General features: G+C 68.6%; 17 protein-coding genes. 4 read left to right on the top strand and 13 right to left on the bottom strand.

Features of this window, described 5'->3' with window-relative positions; genetic code table 11:
• Positions 1-38: 38 nt before the first annotated feature.
• A complete protein-coding gene (locus AC1DY7_RS19470) occupies positions 39-1,079 on the top strand; it encodes a phosphotransferase family protein (RefSeq protein ID WP_477495344.1) in 1,041 nt (346 codons plus the stop codon).
• Here AC1DY7_RS19470 and AC1DY7_RS19465 read toward each other — a convergent pair.
• Genes AC1DY7_RS19465 through AC1DY7_RS19450 form a run of 4 tightly spaced genes read right to left on the bottom strand, consistent with a single transcriptional unit; the run spans position 1,076 to position 4,500 of the window.
• A complete protein-coding gene (locus AC1DY7_RS19465) occupies positions 1,076-1,801 on the bottom strand; it encodes a cobalt-precorrin-6A reductase (protein ID WP_477495343.1) in 726 nt (241 codons plus the stop codon). The genes AC1DY7_RS19470 and AC1DY7_RS19465 overlap by 4 nt on opposite strands.
• Positions 1,801-2,556: a precorrin-4 C(11)-methyltransferase gene (gene cobM, locus AC1DY7_RS19460; RefSeq protein ID WP_477495552.1), complete on the bottom strand. Its 756-nt coding sequence runs from the start codon at positions 2,554-2,556 to the stop codon at positions 1,801-1,803. Before cobM ends, AC1DY7_RS19465 begins: the two co-directional genes overlap by 1 nt.
• Positions 2,553-3,719, bottom strand: coding sequence for a precorrin-6y C5,15-methyltransferase (decarboxylating) subunit CbiE (cbiE, locus tag AC1DY7_RS19455; RefSeq protein WP_477495342.1), 1,167 nt, complete (start codon positions 3,717-3,719; stop codon positions 2,553-2,555). Before cbiE ends, cobM begins: the two co-directional genes overlap by 4 nt.
• Before the next feature lie 28 nt (positions 3,720-3,747).
• A complete protein-coding gene (locus AC1DY7_RS19450; RefSeq protein ID WP_477495341.1) occupies positions 3,748-4,500 on the bottom strand; it encodes an SDR family NAD(P)-dependent oxidoreductase in 753 nt (250 codons plus the stop codon).
• A 35-nt stretch (positions 4,501-4,535) separates the two neighbouring features.
• Between AC1DY7_RS19450 and AC1DY7_RS19445 the strand changes: the two genes are divergently transcribed.
• The gene (locus tag AC1DY7_RS19445; protein WP_477495340.1) at positions 4,536-4,964 is read left to right on the top strand and encodes a F420-dependent biliverdin reductase; all 429 of its coding nucleotides are present in this window, start codon (positions 4,536-4,538) and stop codon (positions 4,962-4,964) included.
• 39 nt (positions 4,965-5,003) lie between these two features.
• On the opposite strand, the gene AC1DY7_RS19440 is transcribed toward AC1DY7_RS19445, so the two are convergent.
• Positions 5,004-6,122, bottom strand: coding sequence for a M24 family metallopeptidase (locus AC1DY7_RS19440; RefSeq protein ID WP_477495339.1), 1,119 nt, complete (start codon positions 6,120-6,122; stop codon positions 5,004-5,006).
• Positions 6,123-6,168: 46 nt separating this feature from the next.
• Here AC1DY7_RS19440 and AC1DY7_RS19435 point away from each other — a divergent pair, with 46 nt between their 5' ends.
• Both AC1DY7_RS19435 and AC1DY7_RS19430 read left to right on the top strand, forming a co-directional pair.
• Entirely contained in the window at positions 6,169-7,008 is an 840-nt protein-coding gene (locus AC1DY7_RS19435; protein WP_477495338.1) for a hypothetical protein, read from the top strand.
• The gene (locus AC1DY7_RS19430) at positions 7,005-7,955 is read left to right on the top strand and encodes a 5'-3' exonuclease (RefSeq protein WP_477495337.1); all 951 of its coding nucleotides are present in this window, start codon (positions 7,005-7,007) and stop codon (positions 7,953-7,955) included. Before AC1DY7_RS19435 ends, AC1DY7_RS19430 begins: the two co-directional genes overlap by 4 nt.
• Before the next feature lie 75 nt (positions 7,956-8,030).
• Here AC1DY7_RS19430 and AC1DY7_RS19425 read toward each other — a convergent pair whose 3' ends face one another.
• From AC1DY7_RS19425 to pafA, 8 genes are all read right to left on the bottom strand, one after another.
• On the bottom strand, positions 8,031-8,819 hold the full coding sequence (locus AC1DY7_RS19425) for a DUF4333 domain-containing protein (protein WP_477495336.1): 789 nt from the start codon (positions 8,817-8,819) through the stop codon (positions 8,031-8,033).
• A gap of 100 nt (positions 8,820-8,919) precedes the next feature.
• Positions 8,920-11,637 (bottom strand): DEAD/DEAH box helicase, encoded by a 2,718-nt coding sequence (locus AC1DY7_RS19420; protein ID WP_477495335.1) that lies wholly within the window; start codon positions 11,635-11,637, stop codon positions 8,920-8,922.
• Positions 11,621-12,559, bottom strand: coding sequence for a twin-arginine translocase subunit TatC (gene tatC, locus AC1DY7_RS19415; RefSeq protein ID WP_477495334.1), 939 nt, complete (start codon positions 12,557-12,559; stop codon positions 11,621-11,623). Before tatC ends, AC1DY7_RS19420 begins: the two co-directional genes overlap by 17 nt.
• 58 nt (positions 12,560-12,617) lie before the next feature.
• Entirely contained in the window at positions 12,618-12,857 is a 240-nt protein-coding gene (tatA, locus tag AC1DY7_RS19410) for a Sec-independent protein translocase subunit TatA (RefSeq protein ID WP_477495333.1), read from the bottom strand.
• A 30-nt stretch (positions 12,858-12,887) separates the two neighbouring features.
• Positions 12,888-13,829 carry a helix-turn-helix transcriptional regulator gene (locus tag AC1DY7_RS19405; protein WP_477495332.1) on the bottom strand — a complete coding sequence of 314 codons (942 nt, stop codon included), beginning with the start codon at positions 13,827-13,829 and terminating at the stop codon, positions 12,888-12,890.
• Positions 13,826-14,818 carry a helix-turn-helix transcriptional regulator gene (locus AC1DY7_RS19400; protein WP_477495331.1) on the bottom strand — a complete coding sequence of 331 codons (993 nt, stop codon included), beginning with the start codon at positions 14,816-14,818 and terminating at the stop codon, positions 13,826-13,828. Before AC1DY7_RS19400 ends, AC1DY7_RS19405 begins: the two co-directional genes overlap by 4 nt.
• A 67-nt stretch (positions 14,819-14,885) precedes the next feature.
• Positions 14,886-15,158: a deoxyribodipyrimidine photolyase gene (locus AC1DY7_RS19395; protein WP_477495330.1), complete on the bottom strand. Its 273-nt coding sequence runs from the start codon at positions 15,156-15,158 to the stop codon at positions 14,886-14,888.
• A gap of 25 nt (positions 15,159-15,183) precedes the next feature.
• Positions 15,184-16,542: a Pup--protein ligase gene (gene pafA / locus AC1DY7_RS19390; protein WP_477495329.1), complete on the bottom strand. Its 1,359-nt coding sequence runs from the start codon at positions 16,540-16,542 to the stop codon at positions 15,184-15,186.
• Between the last annotated feature and the right edge of the window lie 36 nt (positions 16,543-16,578).

Below are 16,578 nucleotides of genomic sequence, written 5' to 3'. Positions count from 1 at the left end.
TCGTTGACATGCGTCAGTAGCGGGTTTACTGTCCGCTCGTGATCCCGCGTAATCCCGATGATGTGACGGCGGACTGGTTGAGCGGTGTCTTGGGCACCGAGGTCCACACCATCGATGTGCTGCCCATCGGCACCGGCCAGACCGGCGCGACCTACCGACTGTCGGTCGGCTACGCCGAGGACGCCGGGCATCCCGGCAGCTTCGCGATCAAACTGCCGTCCCAGGACGACACCGTGCGAGACCGGGTCGCCATCGGCTACCGGTCCGAACACGCCTTCTACAAGGACATCGCCGACCTCGTCTCGGTGCCGGTCCCGCACAGCTACTACTGCGAGATCGAGGACGAGGGCGCCGAATTCGCGCTGCTGCTGGCCGATTTGGCCCCCGCCGAACAGGGCGACCAGATCGCCGGCTGTTCGGCCGGTGACGCCCTGCTCGGTGCTCGTGCACTGGCCGGCCTGCACGCACCGAGTTGGTGCGATCCGAAGTGGACCGACTTCCCCGGCATCGCGATGCCGCGACCTGACGCCGACATGGCTTCCGGGATGGGCGACGTGGCGAAGATGGCCTGCGGGATCACCCTGGAGAAACTCGGCGACCGGATGACCGCGGCCGATCGCGAGACGCTGGAAGCGTCACTGTCGGTCATCACGCCGTGGCTGCTGTCCGAACCCGACCGATTCGCGCTGCTGCACGGCGACTACCGGCTGGACAACATGCTCTTCGACCCGGGCCACACCGAGATCACCATCGTGGACTGGCAGACGCTGGGGTCCGGCCTACCGGCGCGGGACCTGTCCTATTTCACCGCGACCAGCATGGACCCGGAGGTCCGCGCACAGGCCGAGGGGGAACTCGTCGACGCCTACCACGCGCAGTTGCTGGCGCTGGGGGTCACCGGCTACGACCGCGAAACCTGTTGGCGGGACTATCGCCTCGGCATGCTGCAGGCCCCGTTGATCATCGCGTTCGGCACCGCGTTCGCCAGCTCGACCGATCGTGGCGACGACATGATGCTTGCCATGGCGAAGCGCTCCTGCGCGGCGATCCGTGAGTTGGACACACTCGCCCTGATCTAGCGCAGCCCAGCCAACCAGTCGACTGCTGCCTCGACCGTGTCCACCGTGCGTACCCCGGTGGGCAACGCCGGGCGATCGACCATGACGATGGGGATGCTCGCGGCTTCGGCCGCCCGGATCTTCGCCTCCGTCATCGCGCCGCCGCTGTTCTTGGTGACCAGCGCGTCGATCTCATACTCGCGCATCAACTTCAGCTCGCCCTCGTACTCGTAGGGTCCGCGCGACAACAGCAGCTGATGGTTGACCGGCAGTGTGTCCGGTTCAGGTGCGGTGACGGCACGGATCAGGAACCACGCGTCGGCATTCCGGAACGCCGCGGAGCCAGACCGCCCGGTGGTCAGGAAGACTCGCGAGAAGTTGTGCTCGGCAACGGTCTTGGCCGCCTGGGTGTCGGATCCCACCACGATCGCGTGCCCGGTGGGCCACGCCGGGCGTGCCAGCACCAGATGCGGCCGGCCTGTCTCGGCGCAGGCCTGCGCAGCATGGGCGGTGATGGTCGCCGCGAACGGGTGGGTGGCGTCGACCACGGCGTCGACCGGGTGTTCCTGCAGCCAGCGCGTCAGTCCGCTCACCCCGCCGAATCCGCCGATCCGCACCTCACCCACCGGTAGCGCCGGATCTGGCACCCGGCCGGCCAGTGAGCTGATCACCTGCACGCCGGGGTGCAGGGCGGAGGCCAGGGCGCGCGCCTCGCCGGTGCCGCCCAGGATGAGGACGCGCACTAGTGCCTGCTCCCGCGGCGCCGGCCCGACGAATACAGATAGCTGTCGGAGAAACCTTCGGCGGCCAGCACATCGCCGACGATGATCACCGCGGTCTTGGTGATGCCCGCCTCCTTCATCTGGCCGGCCACCTCGCTGAGCGTGCTGCGGAGTACCTGTTGGGTCGGCCAGCTGGCGTATGCCACGACGGCACAAGGTGTTTCGGTGGTGTAGCCGCCCGCGGTCAGGTCGGTGACGACCGAGTCGATCTGCGCCGCAGCCAGATGCAGCACCAGCGTGGCGCCCGGTGCGGAAAGCGAACGCAGATCCTCCCCCGGCGGCATCGCCGTGGACAGCGTCGACACCCGGGTCAGGGTGACCGTCTGGGCGACCCCCGGCACCGTCAGCTCCCGTCCCAGCGCGGCCGCCGCCGCGGCAAAGCTGGGCACACCCGGCACGACCTCGTAGCTGACACCATGGGCGTCGAGGTGACGGCACTGTTCGGCCAGTGCGCTGTAGATCGACGGATCCCCGGAATGTAGCCGCGCCACGTCCAGACCGGCCCGGTCGGCGGCCACCAGTTCGTCGATGATCTGGGCCAGCGTCAGCGGTCCGGTGTCGATGACACGGGCGTCCGGCGGGCACAGCGCCAACAAATCCTCGGGCATGATCGAACCCGCGTACAGGCATACCGGGCAGCGCTGCAACAGCTTCTGCCCACGCACGGTGATGAGGTCTGCCGCCCCCGGTCCGGCGCCGATGAAGTAGACCGTCACGGCTTGGTCACCGACCATTGCGTGACCGGATACGCCGGGCGGAATCCGGTGAACCCGCCGACGGGCTCACCTCGGTAGTGCTGGAACCGGTGCAACTGCCCACCTATCGTCGAATACCTCTGGATGACAACGGCTTCTGATTCGGCCGTTACCACGTTGGCGACCAACCGGCCGCCCGGGGTCAGGTGCTCGAGGCACCCGTCGAGCAACCCCGGGGTGGTGATGCCGCCCCCGATGAAGATTGCCGTCGGCGCGGGTGCGCCCGCGAAATCGTCGGGCGCGGCGCCACGGACATCGACCCGCACGCCGAAGGCACGCGCGTTGGCGGCGATGCGGTCGCGGCGTGCCGCGTCCCGCTCGAACGCCACTGCCCGCAGGCCCGGTCCGCTGCGGCACCATTCGACCGCCACACTGCCCGAACCGGATCCGACGTCCCACAACAGTTCTCCCGGCCGCGGCCCGAGTGCGGCCAAGGTGACCGCGCGGATGCCCTGTTTGGTGATCTGCCCGTCGTGGGCGAACGCGTCGTCGGGCAGGGTGTGGAAGCGGCGCTCGTCGGGCAGGTAGCGCACTGCGACGACATTGAGATCATCGACAGCCCCGGCGAACTCCCCGGCCACCGTGTGGCGCATCCGCTCTCCCGGCCCGCCGAGCTGTTCCAGCACGGTGAATTCCGATGTGCCGCGGCCGGTTTCGGAGAGCAGCCGAGCCAGTGCGGCGGGGGTCTGTCCGTCGCGGCTGAGAATGATCGCCTGCCCGCCCCGGCGCACCGCGGCCGTCGGGGCGGCCGTCACCAGGCTGATCACCTCGGTGTCCTGCACCGACCAGCCCACCCGGGCGCAGGCCAGCGTCACCGAGGACACGTGCGGCAGCACCCGGACCGCGCCGGTGCCGAACACCCGGATCAGGGTGGCGCCGATGCCGTGCAGCATCGGGTCCCCGGACGCCACCACGTGCACCGTGTCCAGACCGTCGAACAGGGTGGTCAGCGCGGGCAGCATGGGTGACGGCCATTCGCGGCGTTGCGCGGGAATGCTGTCATCGAGCAGCTCGAGCTGCCGTGGTGACCCGTAAACGACGGTGGCGCTGCGTAATTCGTCGGCAGATTTCGGTGACAACCCAGCCATCCCGTCCGCGCCGATACCGACCACCACGATGTTCATCGGGGCCCTCGGCTCTTCGCGCAAGCGCTCATCGCGGCATCCTCCGCCAGATCGCCTGCGGCACAAGCCTCGTCGTGAAGATCAGCGGCCGGATCGACCACGGCACCCACACCGCCGACTTGCCCCGGTCCAATGCTCGGGCCGTCGCTTCGGCCACCTGCTCGGGCGTGCTCGACAGCGGAGCAGGCTCCATACCCTCGGTCATATGGCCGATGACGAACCCGGGCCGCACGATCAGCAATCGCACGCCGGTGCCGTGCAGAGCGTCGGACAACCCGCAGGCGAAGCCGTCCAGACCCGCCTTGGCCGACCCGTAGACGTAGTTGGCGCGGCGCACCCGGGCGCCGGCAATGGAGGAGAACACCACCAGTCGTCCACTGTCGCGGGCCCGCATCCCCGCGGCGAGCACCGTGAGCAGGCTGACCTGGGCCACGTAATCGGTGTGCACGACGGCCACGGCGTGCGCCGGGTCGGACTCGGCGCGCTCCTGGCCGCCGAGGATCCCGAACGCCAGGATCGCCGTCCCGATGGGGCCGGCGTCGGCTTCGATGGCGGCCACCACCGCCTGATGCGCGCCGACATCGTCGGCATCGAATTCACGCACCCGGACGTCGGCGGCACCGGCGGCCCGCAGCGCGTCGACCTGTTCGGTGAGCTGATCGGCGCGCCGGGCGGCCAACACGACGGTGTTCCCGGGTGCCAGCCGCTTGGCCAGCTCCAGGCCGATCTCACTGCGGCCGCCGAAAACGACGACGGCACCGCCGGCCGGTGTGTCCTTCATGGCTGCGATTATGGCCTGCGCTAGCGTGGACCCCGATGTCTACTTCCGGTCGAAAGCCGACCACCCGGCTGACCAACGATGCACTGGCGTTCCTGACGGAACGGCATCTGGCCATGCTGACCACCCTGCGAAGCGACAATTCGCCGCACGTGGTGGCCGTCGGCTTCACTTTCGATCCCAAGACCCACATCGCCAGGGTGATCACCACCGGCGGCTCGCAGAAGGCCGTCAACGCCGCTGAGCGCGGTGTCGCAGTGCTCAGCCAGGTCGACGGTGCACGCTGGCTGTCGCTGGAAGGCGCGGCCACCGTCAGCTCCGACGCGGACGACGTGCGCGATGCCGAGCTGCGTTACGCCCAGCGCTACCGCACTCCGCGGGTGAACCCGCGCCGCGTCGTCATCGAGGTCCGGGTGCAGCGCGTCCTCGGATCCTCGGGTCTGCTGGATCGCGGCGAGACGACCTAGACCTTCGGTCAGTGTCGCGCGCCATGGGCGTGTCGCGGCTCAGATGGGTACCACCACGAGGTCGTGCGGCCGGTTGTTGACCGACTCGGCCCCGTCCTCGGTGACGACGACGATGTCCTCGATCCGGGCTCCCCACAGGCCGGGGAAGTAGATCCCCGGCTCCACCGAGAACGCCATCCCGGCTTCCAGGGTCAGCTCGTTGCCCGCAACGATGTAGGGCTCTTCATGCACCGACAGCCCGATTCCGTGCCCGGTGCGGTGCACGAACACCTCGGCCAAGCCCTCGGCCGCGAGCACATCGCGCGCCACCGCGTCCACCGCGCCCGCGCTCATCCCCGGGCGCACGGCGGCCACGGCCTCGGCCTGGGCCCGCTGCAGCACCGCGTACTGCTGCGCTACGCCCGCGTCGGGTTCGCCGATGCTGTAGGTGCGGGTGGAATCGGAGTTGTAGCCGGGCTCATACGGTCCGCCGATATCGACGACCACGATGTCCCCGGCCCGCAGTTCGCGGTCGGAGCATTCGTGGTGCGGGTCGGCCCCGTTGGGTCCGGACCCGACGATGATGAAGGCGACCTCCGAATGCCCTTCGGCGACAATGGCTTCGGCGATATCTGACGCGACATCGGCCTCGGTGCGGCCAGGCACCAGGAACTCCGGTACCCGGGCGTGCACCCGGTCGATGGCGGCGCCGGCCTTGCGCAACGCGTCGATCTCGGCCGGGTCCTTGATCATCCGGAGCCGGCGCAACACGTCGGTGGCCAGCACCGGCACGCTGCCCAACAGGTCGGCCAGCGGGAGCAGATGCAGGGCGGGCATCGAATCGGTGACGGCGACGGCACTGCCGCTCAGCGCATCGGCGACCAGCTGGTAGGGGTTCTCCCCGTCCACCCAATCACGCACCGTCACACCGAGATCCGGGACGGCGGACTCCTTCAGCGCGGCCAGTTCCAGGCGGGGCACGACAACCGTCGCCGCCGTACCGTCGGCGGGCAGCACCAGCGCGGTCAACCGCTCGAAGGTCTGCGCCCGTGACCCGACCAGGTAGCGCAGGTCATACCCCGGCGTGATGACCAGGCCGGCCAATCCGGCCTCGGCGGCGCTGGCGGCCGCGATCTCAAGCCGGTGGGCGTACACGTCGGTGCTGAAGCGGCCAGTCATGCCATCGACATTAATCGGGAATCCGGCTCGCGCTACTGTCAGGCTCATGCTGAGGGACATCCGTGAGCTGACCGGCCAGCACGAGGCGTACGCCGAGGAATTGCGGCGCCGCTGGGGCGGCCTGCTCAGCTACCGCTACATCGGCAGGCAGTACGCGAACATGGATCCCCGCGACGTGCCCAACACCGTCGCCGTGCGGCACGACATGCGCAACCCCGGCGGCGGGCTGCTGTTCGCGGTCCTGGGCATCTGCGCCCCGGAGAGCGGGCACATGTCAGACCTCGAGGCGGTGCCCAACCCTGTCATCCATTCCTGCCAGATCGTCGACCCCGGAACCGATGTGCGGCGGATCGAGATCATCTCCGAGGAGCTGCGGCGGGGCAGGCAGATGGGGTACAGCCGCGCCAAGATCGTCGATGCCGACCACCCCGAGCGGGTACTTGCCCTGATCGAGGGCCAGGGCGTGACCATCGGGGTACCGCCCGACGGCCTGCAGAAAATGGAGGTCGACAACATCGAGGTGCTGGATTCGCCCGACCTTCCGCCGCTGTGGCAGGTCTTCGGCGGATTCCGCCGCGACGACGGGTCGTGGGCGCTGCCCGAACTGTCGGCCGAAGTCGCCTCCCCGGACGCGGCCCTGCACATCGGGCCGCAGTTCGTCATCCTGGAAGCCGCCGCCGCGGACGCGGCCGGTGTTGCCGTCCAAGGCATCTCGGTGCATGTGATGTTCCTGGCCCGCGGGAAGGCCGGCCCGTTCCGGGTGGCGACCGAACCGATCCCCGGCCCCGAGGGAACGGTCGCGGTGCGGGCGCTGCTGCACGACGAAGGCAACGGCGACAAGGTGATCACCTCGGCCTCGTACGTCTTCCGGACGGTGCAGGCATGACGCAGCCGGTGTTACTCCTCGACGGGGCCAGCATGTGGTTCCGGTCCTTCTTCGGGGTGCCGTCCTCGATCACCGCGCCGGACGGGCGGCCCGTCAACGCGCTGCGCGGCTTCCTGGACAACATCGCCACCCTCGTCACCACGCACCGGCCCGGGCGCCTGGTGGTCTGCCTGGATCTGGACTGGCGACCGCAGTGGCGGGTCGACCTGATCCCGTCCTACAAGGCGCACCGGGTCGCGGTCGAGGAGCCCGCCGGCGAGCCCGACATCGAGGAAGTGCCCGACGAGCTGACCCCTCAGGTCGAGATGATCATGTCGATGCTCGACGCGTTCGGGATCGCCACCGCGGGCGCACCGGGTTTCGAGGCCGACGACGTGCTGGGCACGCTGGCATCGAGGGAGCAGCGCGACCCGGTGATCGTGGTCAGCGGCGACCGCGATCTGCTGCAACTCGTGGACGACGGGCCACCCACCGTCCGGGTGTTCTACATCGGCCGCGGCCTGGCCAAGGCCACGCTGTTCGGGCCTGCCGAGGTCGCCGACACCTACGGCGTCCCGATCGACCGGGCCGGACCGGCGTACGCCGAGCTGGCGCTGCTGCGCGGGGACGCCTCCGACGGCCTGCCCGGCGTCGCCGGTATCGGTGAGAAGACCGCGACGACCCTGCTGGGCCAGTACGGCTCGCTGGCGGCGATCATCGACGCTGCCACGGACCCGTCGTCGAAACTTCCGACCGCACAGCGCAAGAAGCTGCTGGCCGCCACCGACTACATCACCGCGGCCGAGACAGTGGTGCGCGTCGCCACCGACGCCGCCGTGACGATGTCCACCCCGACCGACACGCTGCCGCTGGCCGCGGCCGACCCGGCCCGCGTCGCCGAATTGGCCGGCGAATTCGGGGTGACGTCGTCGATCGGCCGGCTGCAGAAGGCATTGGATCGCTTGTAACTGCCCAACAGACACCGACTCCCGCATGTCCGTCGAGGAATGCGGGAGTCGGTGTCTGTTGGCGCGGAGTGCCGGTTACTTGGGCCGACCGACCTCGTAGGTGCCCTTGTCGTCCTGGAAGGTGACGGTGACCTGGCGCTTGGTGCCGTCGATGCTGACCACGCAGTCGAAGCTCTCGCCCTTCTTCACCGTCGGGCTGTTGCCGTCGTTGCAGGTGACGTCCTTGACGTTCTTCGCGCCGTACCCATTGGCCTCGTCGGTGAGGATCTGCTGCACACCGGTCTGCGCCGCGCCGACATCGAGCTTGGTGGTGACGAACCAGCCCGGCTTCCAGAAACCGAGCACCAGCACCACCGCAACGATGATAGCGGCGAGCAGACCCACAACACCGCCGATGACGGCGAGCGACTTCTTCGAGCCCTCCTCGGCCGGCACGGGCGCGCCATAGGGCGAGTACTGCGGATTGTTCGGGTCGTACTGACCGGGCTGGCCGTACTGCTGCGGCTGCCCGTACTGCTGGGCCGACGGGTCGTACTGCGGCGGCTGCCCGTACTGCTGCGGGTAACCCTGTGGGTAACCCTGCGGGGCGTAGGCGGTGGGCTGCTGGCCGTACTGCTCGGGCTGCTGGCCGTACTGCTGCGGGTTGTACTGCGGCGGCCCCTGCTGGGCGGGCGGCTGGTACTGGGGATACTGCGGCGTCTGATAGGCCGGCGGCTGCCAGGCCGGTGCCTCGGTGGTGGGCTGCTGCTCGGGCGTGGACGGCGGCTGCCAAGCGTTCTGATCGCTCGGCGGCTGTGCTCCGCCGGACTGCGGCGGCTGACCCGGCCACGCCTGCGTCGGGTCAGATCCCTGCGGTCCGCTCATGTCTCTCCTTGGTTGAGGTCCGTTGGCAACACAGTACCGTTCAGGCTCGGTGAGCAGGCGGAACCGGCCGCCAGCGCGGCCCGCTCAATCTACGCCGACGCTAAGCCGAATCGACCGCCACGACACCGCGCCGGATGTCGTTGATCCCACGTTTGGCGGCGGTGCGAAGTGCCGCATCCGGCGCCGCGTTGCGTACCTGATCCAGCAGGTCGAGAACCTGACGGCACCAGCGCACGAAATCACCCGCCGGCAGTGCCGACCCGTTGCGGTTCACATCGGAGGCCTGCAGCGCGCCCGCGAGGTCGCCGGTGGTCGCCCAGCGGTGGATGGCGGCGACGAAGCCGTAGTCGATTTCGCGGCTGGGCGCGATGCGGTGCCGGTTCTCATCGGCGCGCAGGTCCGAGGAGATCCGCCGGGTGGCCGTCAGCGCGGTGCGCAGCCTTGAGGACGACAGGTCCACACCTTGCGGTGTCTGTCCGTCACCCCGGGACTCGAAGAGCACCGCCGAGATCACCCCGGCCAGTTCGGCGGCGTCCAGGCCGGCCCACGCCGCGCCGCGCAGGCATTCGGCCACCAGGAGGTCGCTCTCGCTGTAGATCCTAGCCAGCAGCCGGCCATCGTCGGTGACCTTGGTGTCCTCGTCGCGGCCTTCGATGAAGCCGCGTTCGGTGAGCAGGACCAGGATGCGGTCGAAAGTCCGCGCCAGCGAATTCGTCGCGGCGGAGACCTTCTGCTGTAGCTGTGCATTGTCGCGCTCGATACGCAGATACCGCTCGGCGATCCGGACCTGCTGCTCGCGGTCGGCGGCCGAGTGCACGGGGTGGCGGCGTAACTGGTCGCGCAGTCCGGGCAGTTCGGGATCGACGTCGCGGTCACCGTCCGGTGACCGCTTGCCGGACGGCACCCGCAGCCCGGCCGCGGCCGAACGCAACGCCGAGGCCAGGTCGCGGCGCACCCTGGGCTGGCGGTGCTCGACGAACTTGGGCAGGCTCATCGAACCCAGCGGTGCCGAGGCGCCCGAGTAGTCCGACGACGAGATCCGGCCGGCCCAGCGGTGTTCGGTGAGGACGAGCGGGCGCGGATCGTCACTGTCGCGGGCCGGTTCGAGCACGACGGCCAGGCCGCCGCGGCGGCCCTGGCTGATGGTGATGATGTCGCCACGGCGTAAGCCGGCCAACGCCTCGTCGGCGGCGTGCCTGCGCTGCAGCCGCGACGCGCGGGTCTGGGCGCGTTCGCGGGCCGAGATGTCCGCCCGGATCCGGGCGTAGTCCAGGACGCCGGAATTCTTGCCGCCGAGTTCCTTGGCGATCTCGCCGAGCATGGTCTCGCCCCGGCTGATCCCGCGGACCAGTCCGACCACCGAACGGTCCGCCTGGAATTGCGCGAAAGACCGTTCCAGCAGCTTGCGGGCCTGGGTGGGGCCGAGCTGGCTGACCAGGTTGATGGTCATGTTGTACGACGGGGCGAACGAACTCTTGAGCGGGAAGGTGCGGGTGGAGGCCAGGCCGGCGACTTCGGCGGGTTCGGCGGCGTCGTCGCGGGGATCCCACAGCACCACCGCATGGCCTTCGACGTCGATGCCGCGGCGACCCGCCCGGCCGGTCAGTTGGGTGTACTCCCCCGGCGTCAACGGTGCATGCTGCTCACCGTTGTACTTCACCAGCCGTTCCAGCACCACCGTGCGAGCCGGCATATTGATGCCCAAAGCCAGTGTCTCCGTGGCGAATACCGCCTTCACCAGGCCCGCGGTGAACAGCTCCTCGACGGTGTGGCGAAATACCGGCAACATGCCCGCGTGGTGGGCGGCCAATCCGCGCAACAGTCCTTCGCGCCACTCGTAGTAGCCGAGCACCACCAGGTCGGATTCGGCCAGATCCGTGCAGCGGCGGTCGATGACCTCGGCGATGCGCGCGCGTTGCTCGTCGTCGGTGAGGCGCAGCGACGAACGCAGGCACTGTTTCACGGCGGCATCGCAGCCCGCCCGGGAGAACACGAAAGTGATTGCGGGCAAAAGGCCTTCGGCATCGAGGGTGCTGATCACCTCGGGCCGGGTGGGTGGCCGGTTGAGGCTGGTCCGGCCCTGCTGACGGCCGCGTCCGCGCGGCTGCCAGTCGGCCTGGCGGTCCGCTTCCCGCCGGTGCGCGATATGCCGCAGCAGTTCGGGTGCCACCAAGGTGCGGTCGGTGCCCTCGAACAGGTCGAAGAGCCGCTTGCCAACCATCATGTGCTGCGACAGCGGTACCGGCCGGTGCTCGTCGACCACGACGGTGGTGTCGCCACGCACGGTCTTGATCCAGCCGCCGAACTCCTCGGCATTGCTCACCGTCGCCGAGAGACTGACCAGCCGCACCTCCTCGGGCAGGTGCAGGATGACCTCCTCCCACACCGCCCCGCGCATCCGGTCGGCGAGGAAGTGCACCTCGTCCATCACGACGTGGGAAAGGCCGCGCAGTGCCGGCGAATCGGCGTAGAGCATGTTGCGCAGCACCTCGGTGGTCATGATGACCACCGGAGCGTCGCTGTTTATCGACTGATCACCGGTGAGTAGCCCGACCTTGTCGGGCCCGTAGCGTGCCACCAGGTCGGCGTGCTTCTGGTTGCTCAGCGCCTTGATGGGCGTGGTGTAGAAGCATTTGCGGCCGGCAGCCAGCGCGAGATGCACCGCGAACTCGCCCACCACGGTCTTGCCTGCGCCCGTGGGTGCGCACACCAGGACGCCGTGCCCGGCTTCCAACGCGGTGCACGCCTTGATCTGGAATCCGTCGAGCGGGAACGGCAGCGCTGCGGCGAATGCGCTCAGCTCAGGTGGCGTCGTCATCGATCTTCGTCCCGGACGCCACGGTGGCCGGCGGCGCGATCGGTTCGGCCGGCCCGATGGGCGCAGCCTCGTCGTCGGGCACGTCCTCGGCAGCGCTGCGTTTGGCCTTGCGCGAATCGTGCAGGCGCGCAATCTGGATCGAGAATTCGAGTAGCAGCGTCAAGGCGCACGACAACGCCAGCATCGAGAACGGGTCGGAGCCCGGGGTCGCCAGCGCCGCGAAGACGAACACGCCGAAGATCAGCCCCCGCCGCCATGCCTTGAGCTTGTCGTAGGTCAGCACCCCGATCAGGTTCAGCATGATGATCAGCAGCGGGAATTCGAAGCTGATCCCGAACACCAGCAGCAGGTTGAGCAGGAACCCGAAGTACTGGTCACCGTTGAGCGCGGTCACCTGGACGTCACTGCCGACGGTCAGCAGGAAACTCAGCGCCTTGGCCAGCACCACATAGGCCAGGATCGCGCCGGTGATGAACAGCGTGGCGCCGAACCCCACGAACAACATCGCGAAGCGACGTTCCTTCTTGTACAGCCCAGGGGTGATGAACGCCCAGATCTGGTGCAGCCACACCGGGCAGGCCAGCACCACACCTGCGGTCAGCGCGACCTTCAGGCGCAGCATGAACTGGTCGAAGGGCGCCGTCGCCAACAGCCGGCACTGGCCGTCCGGGGAGATGGACGCGCGCGCCGAATCCGGCAGCGCGCAATACGGTCCGCGCAGCCACTCACCGAGGCTGTGCAGACCGAAGAAGCCGTGGGTGTACCAGAAGAAGCCCAGCGTGGTGGTCACCACGACAGCCGCCAGGGCGATCAGCAGTCGATTGCGCAGCTCGGCCAGATGGTCGACGAGCGACATGGTGCCGTCGGGATTGGCCCGGGCACGGCGCTGCCGTGGGTCGAGCTTTTTGAAGATTCCGGACATGGGTCAGAACACGCCACTACGCCACGGCGTCAGGCCGCAACGGATGAGCGCGAAGCTGTCAGGCCGGCCGTTTATCGGAGGTCTGCTCGGGCGCGGGGGTGTCGACACGCTCCGAGGTGATCGGCTTGGCCGGCTCGGAGTCGGTGTGCGACTCGGCCTGCATCTCCTTGATCTCCGACTTGAAGATCCGCATCGACTTGCCCAGCGAACGTGCCGCGTCCGGGAGCTTCTTGGCGCCGAACAGCAGAACGAACACCGCGATGACGATCAACCAATGCCACGGTTGAAGACCGCCCATTCAGTCACCTCCAAAAGATTGAGCCCGAGTCTACCCGTCTTCGTAAGCATGCAGCGCGGCCGCGGCCGACTCCCGCACCCGTGCCGCGAGCGCCGCCGGTTCCAGCACCCGCACGGCCGAGCCGAAGCCCAGCACGAATCGGGCCATCCAGGCGTCCGAGGCGTAGGTCATGGCGGCCTCGAAGGCGCCGCCGGGCAGCTCGCGCACCACCCGCAATGGGTAGTAGTCGAACATCCATGAGGCCGAACGGTCGATGAGCAGCGTCGCCGCCGGCAGCGCAGGGTCGGCGTCGAACAGCGACGTGTCGGGTTCGGCCGCCACCGCCGGTTCGGGTGGGGCGGACGGTTCGTCGAGCACCTCCGCGCTGACGATCCGGTCGAACCGGAACAGGCGCACGCCCTCCGCCGACCGGCACCACGCCTCCAGATAGCTGGTGTCGCCCACCAAAACCACGCGGATGGGGTCGACGACGCGCACCGACACCGCGTCATGGGATGCCGAGTGGTACTCGATGGACAGCGCGCGGCCCGTCCGCGTCGCGGCACGCACCGCCGCGGCGGGGGCGCTCTCGGTGTGCGTCGGGTCCTCGACCGCCAGGGTGGACCCGGCCGCCGATTCGATCTTGGCGATCGCACTGCGTGCGGCCTCCGGGTCGAGGATGCCCGGCACATCCAGCAGAGCGCGCAGGGCCACCAGGATGCCGGTCGCCTCCGGCGAGGTCAGCCGCAGAGCGCGGTCCATGCCTGCGGAGAAGATCACCTCGATGTTGTCGCCGTCGAAGTCCAGGTCGATCAGGTCGCCCGGCCCGCCGCCGGGCAGCCCGCACATCCACAGCTGGTTGAGGTCGGCGAGCAGTTGCTTGCGGGTGACGCCGAGTTCGGCCGCCGCCTCCTCGTGACTGATCTGCGGATGGGCCTGGAAGTACGGCACCATGTTCAGCAGCCGGACCAGCCGCTCGGACACCTGTGTCATGGGACCGAGACCTCCGCCTGCGCCCGCAGCCGGGCCACCACGTCCTCACGCAATGCCGGCGGCTCCAGGGCCACGGCATCGCTACCGTAACTGGCGATCTCGCGGGCCAGCCGGTCCGACATACCGATGTCGACGGTGATCACCTCACCAGGACGATCGTCGAACGTCTCGGGCCGGGTCTCGGTGGCCTGACGGCGCAGGGCGGTGGCCCGGCCGTCGGCGATCCAGACGCGGGCCCGCTCTCCGGTGGGGATCTCGGCGACAACCCGGGCCACCACCTCGCGCAGGTTCACCTCGACCGGTTTGTGCACGGCGCCCGCCGGTCCCACCTGCGCGGGCACACTCCCGATCCGGGAGAGCCGAAAGGTCCTGATGTCATCGCGATCCCGGTCGTGCCCCACCAGGTACCACCGCCCGCGATGGGTCACCACACCCCAGGGTTCGACGGTGCGGGTCCGGAACGGCTCGCTGCGCGCCGGCCGGTGATCGAACTGCACGGCGTGCCCGGAATCGATGGCGGACAACAAGACTCGCAACACCTCTTCGGAACCACGCAGGCCGGGCAGACTGGCGGTCGAGGTGATCGCGACGTCGGCGTCGGCGTCGACGTCCACCCCGGCGGCGCGCAGTTTGAGGACCGCGCTCTGGGTCGCGGTCACCAACTCCGGGGACTGCCACAACTGGGTGGCGACCGCCACCGCGGCAGCCTCGTCGTCGGTCAGCTGGACCGGCGGCAGGGCGTAGGCGTCCCGGTTGATGCGGTAACCCTCCGTCGGGTCGAACGCCGACACCCGCCCGGTCTCCAGTGGGATGCCCAGGTCCCGCAGTTCGTTCTTGTCCCGCTCGAACATCCGGGAGAAGGCCTCGTCGCTGGGGCTTTCGTTGTATCCGGCGACGGAGTTGCGGATCTTGTCGGCGGTCAGATAGCTGCTGGTGGCCAGGAGCGCGATGACCAGATTCATCAACCGCTCGACCTTGGATGTCGCCACTGCAGAATCCTAAGCCGTGGCGGCACCCGTTCCCGTCACCGGCGCCGGTACATTTCCCCGGTACGCCTCACTTCTTCTTGGGGATGACGATCACCACGATCAGCGTCAGGATCGAGAAGAACAGCCCGAGGATGCCCCAGCCGATCGCGCTGCGCCCCTTCGTGCCCGCGATGACGGCGCAGATGATGGCCGCGATGACGCTACCGATCAGAACGAAGATGCCTTTGATGCCGCGGAGGATGAAGCCTGCTGCCATCGGGGCGTCGGGACTGGCGAGTATCAGTGAGTGCAGCATCGGGCAGAAATACCCGGCGCCGGCATGTCCTAACGCAAGCGTCAAAGACTCACAGTGAACCGGCAGGGGCTCACATGCTCGCGATCAGCCGCTTGACCCGCTCGTCGACCGAGCGGAACGGGTCCTTGCACAGGACGGTGCGTTGCGCCTGGTCGTTGAGCTTTAGGTGTACCCAGTCGACCGTGAAGTCCCGCCCGGCTTCCTGTGCGGCACTGATGAATTCGCCACGCAGCTTGGCCCGGGTGGTCTGCGGCGGGGTGTTCACCGCAGCCTCGATCTCCTCGTCGGTGGTGATCCGGGTGGCCAGGCCCTTGCGCTGCAGCAGGTCGAACACGCCGCGGCCGCGCTTGATGTCGTGGTACGCCAGATCCAGCTGGGCGATCTTCGGGTCGGACAGCTCCATGTCGTAGCGGTCCTGGTAGCGCTGGAACAGTTTGCGCTTGATGACCCAGTCGATCTCGGTGTCGACCTTGGCGAAGTCCTGGGCCTCGACCGCGTCGAGCTGGCGGCCCCACAGGTCGACGACCTGATCGACCTGCGGGTTGGACTCACGGGTCTGCAGGTACTCCACGGCCCGGCCGTAGTACTCGCGCTGGATGTCCAGGGCGCTGGCCTGACGGCCACCGGCAAGGCGCACCGGCCGGCGCCCGGTCAGGTCGTGGCTGACCTCGCGGATTGCCCGGATCGGGTTGTCCAGCGAGAAATCGCGGAACGCCACCCCGGCCTCGATCATCTCGAGGACCAGGGACGCGGTGCCCACCTTGAGCATGGTGGTGGTCTCGCTCATGTTCGAGTCGCCGACGATCACGTGCAGACGGCGGTACTTTTCGGCGTCGGCGTGCGGTTCGTCGCGGGTGTTGATGATGGGGCGCGACCGGGTGGTGGCGCTCGAGACGCCCTCCCAGATGTGCTCGGCGCGCTGACTGAGGCAGAACGTCGCGGCCTTCGGGGTTTGCAGCACCTTGCCCGCACCGCAGATCAGCTGCCGGGTGACCAGGAAGGGCAGCAGCACATCGGAGATCCGGGAGAACTCCCCCGCCCGCACGATGAGGTAATTCTCGTGGCAGCCATAGGAGTTGCCCGCGGAGTCGGTGTTGTTCTTGAACAGGTAGATGTCGCCGCCGATGCCCTCATCGGTGAGCCGCTGCTCGGCGTCGATCAACAGATCCTCGAGCACGCGCTCGCCCGCGCGGTCGTGGGTGACCAGCTGCGCCAGGTTGTCGCACTCGGCCGTGGCGTACTCGGGGTGGGACCCCACATCGAGGTACAACCGGGCCCCGTTGCGCAGGAACACGTTGGAGCTCCGCCCCCAGGACACCACCCGCCGGAAGAGATAGCGGGCGACCTCGTCCGGGCTGAGCCGACGATGACCGTGAAAAGTGCAGGTCACGCCAAATTCGGTCTCGATACCCATGATCCGTCGCTGCACACAGTCGAGCTTACGGGGTGGGTCTCGGTATCGGTG

It is taken from the genome of Mycobacterium sp. P2_H7, from assembly GCF_056403275.1.
This window is presented reverse-complemented; position numbering and strand designations above follow the sequence as displayed.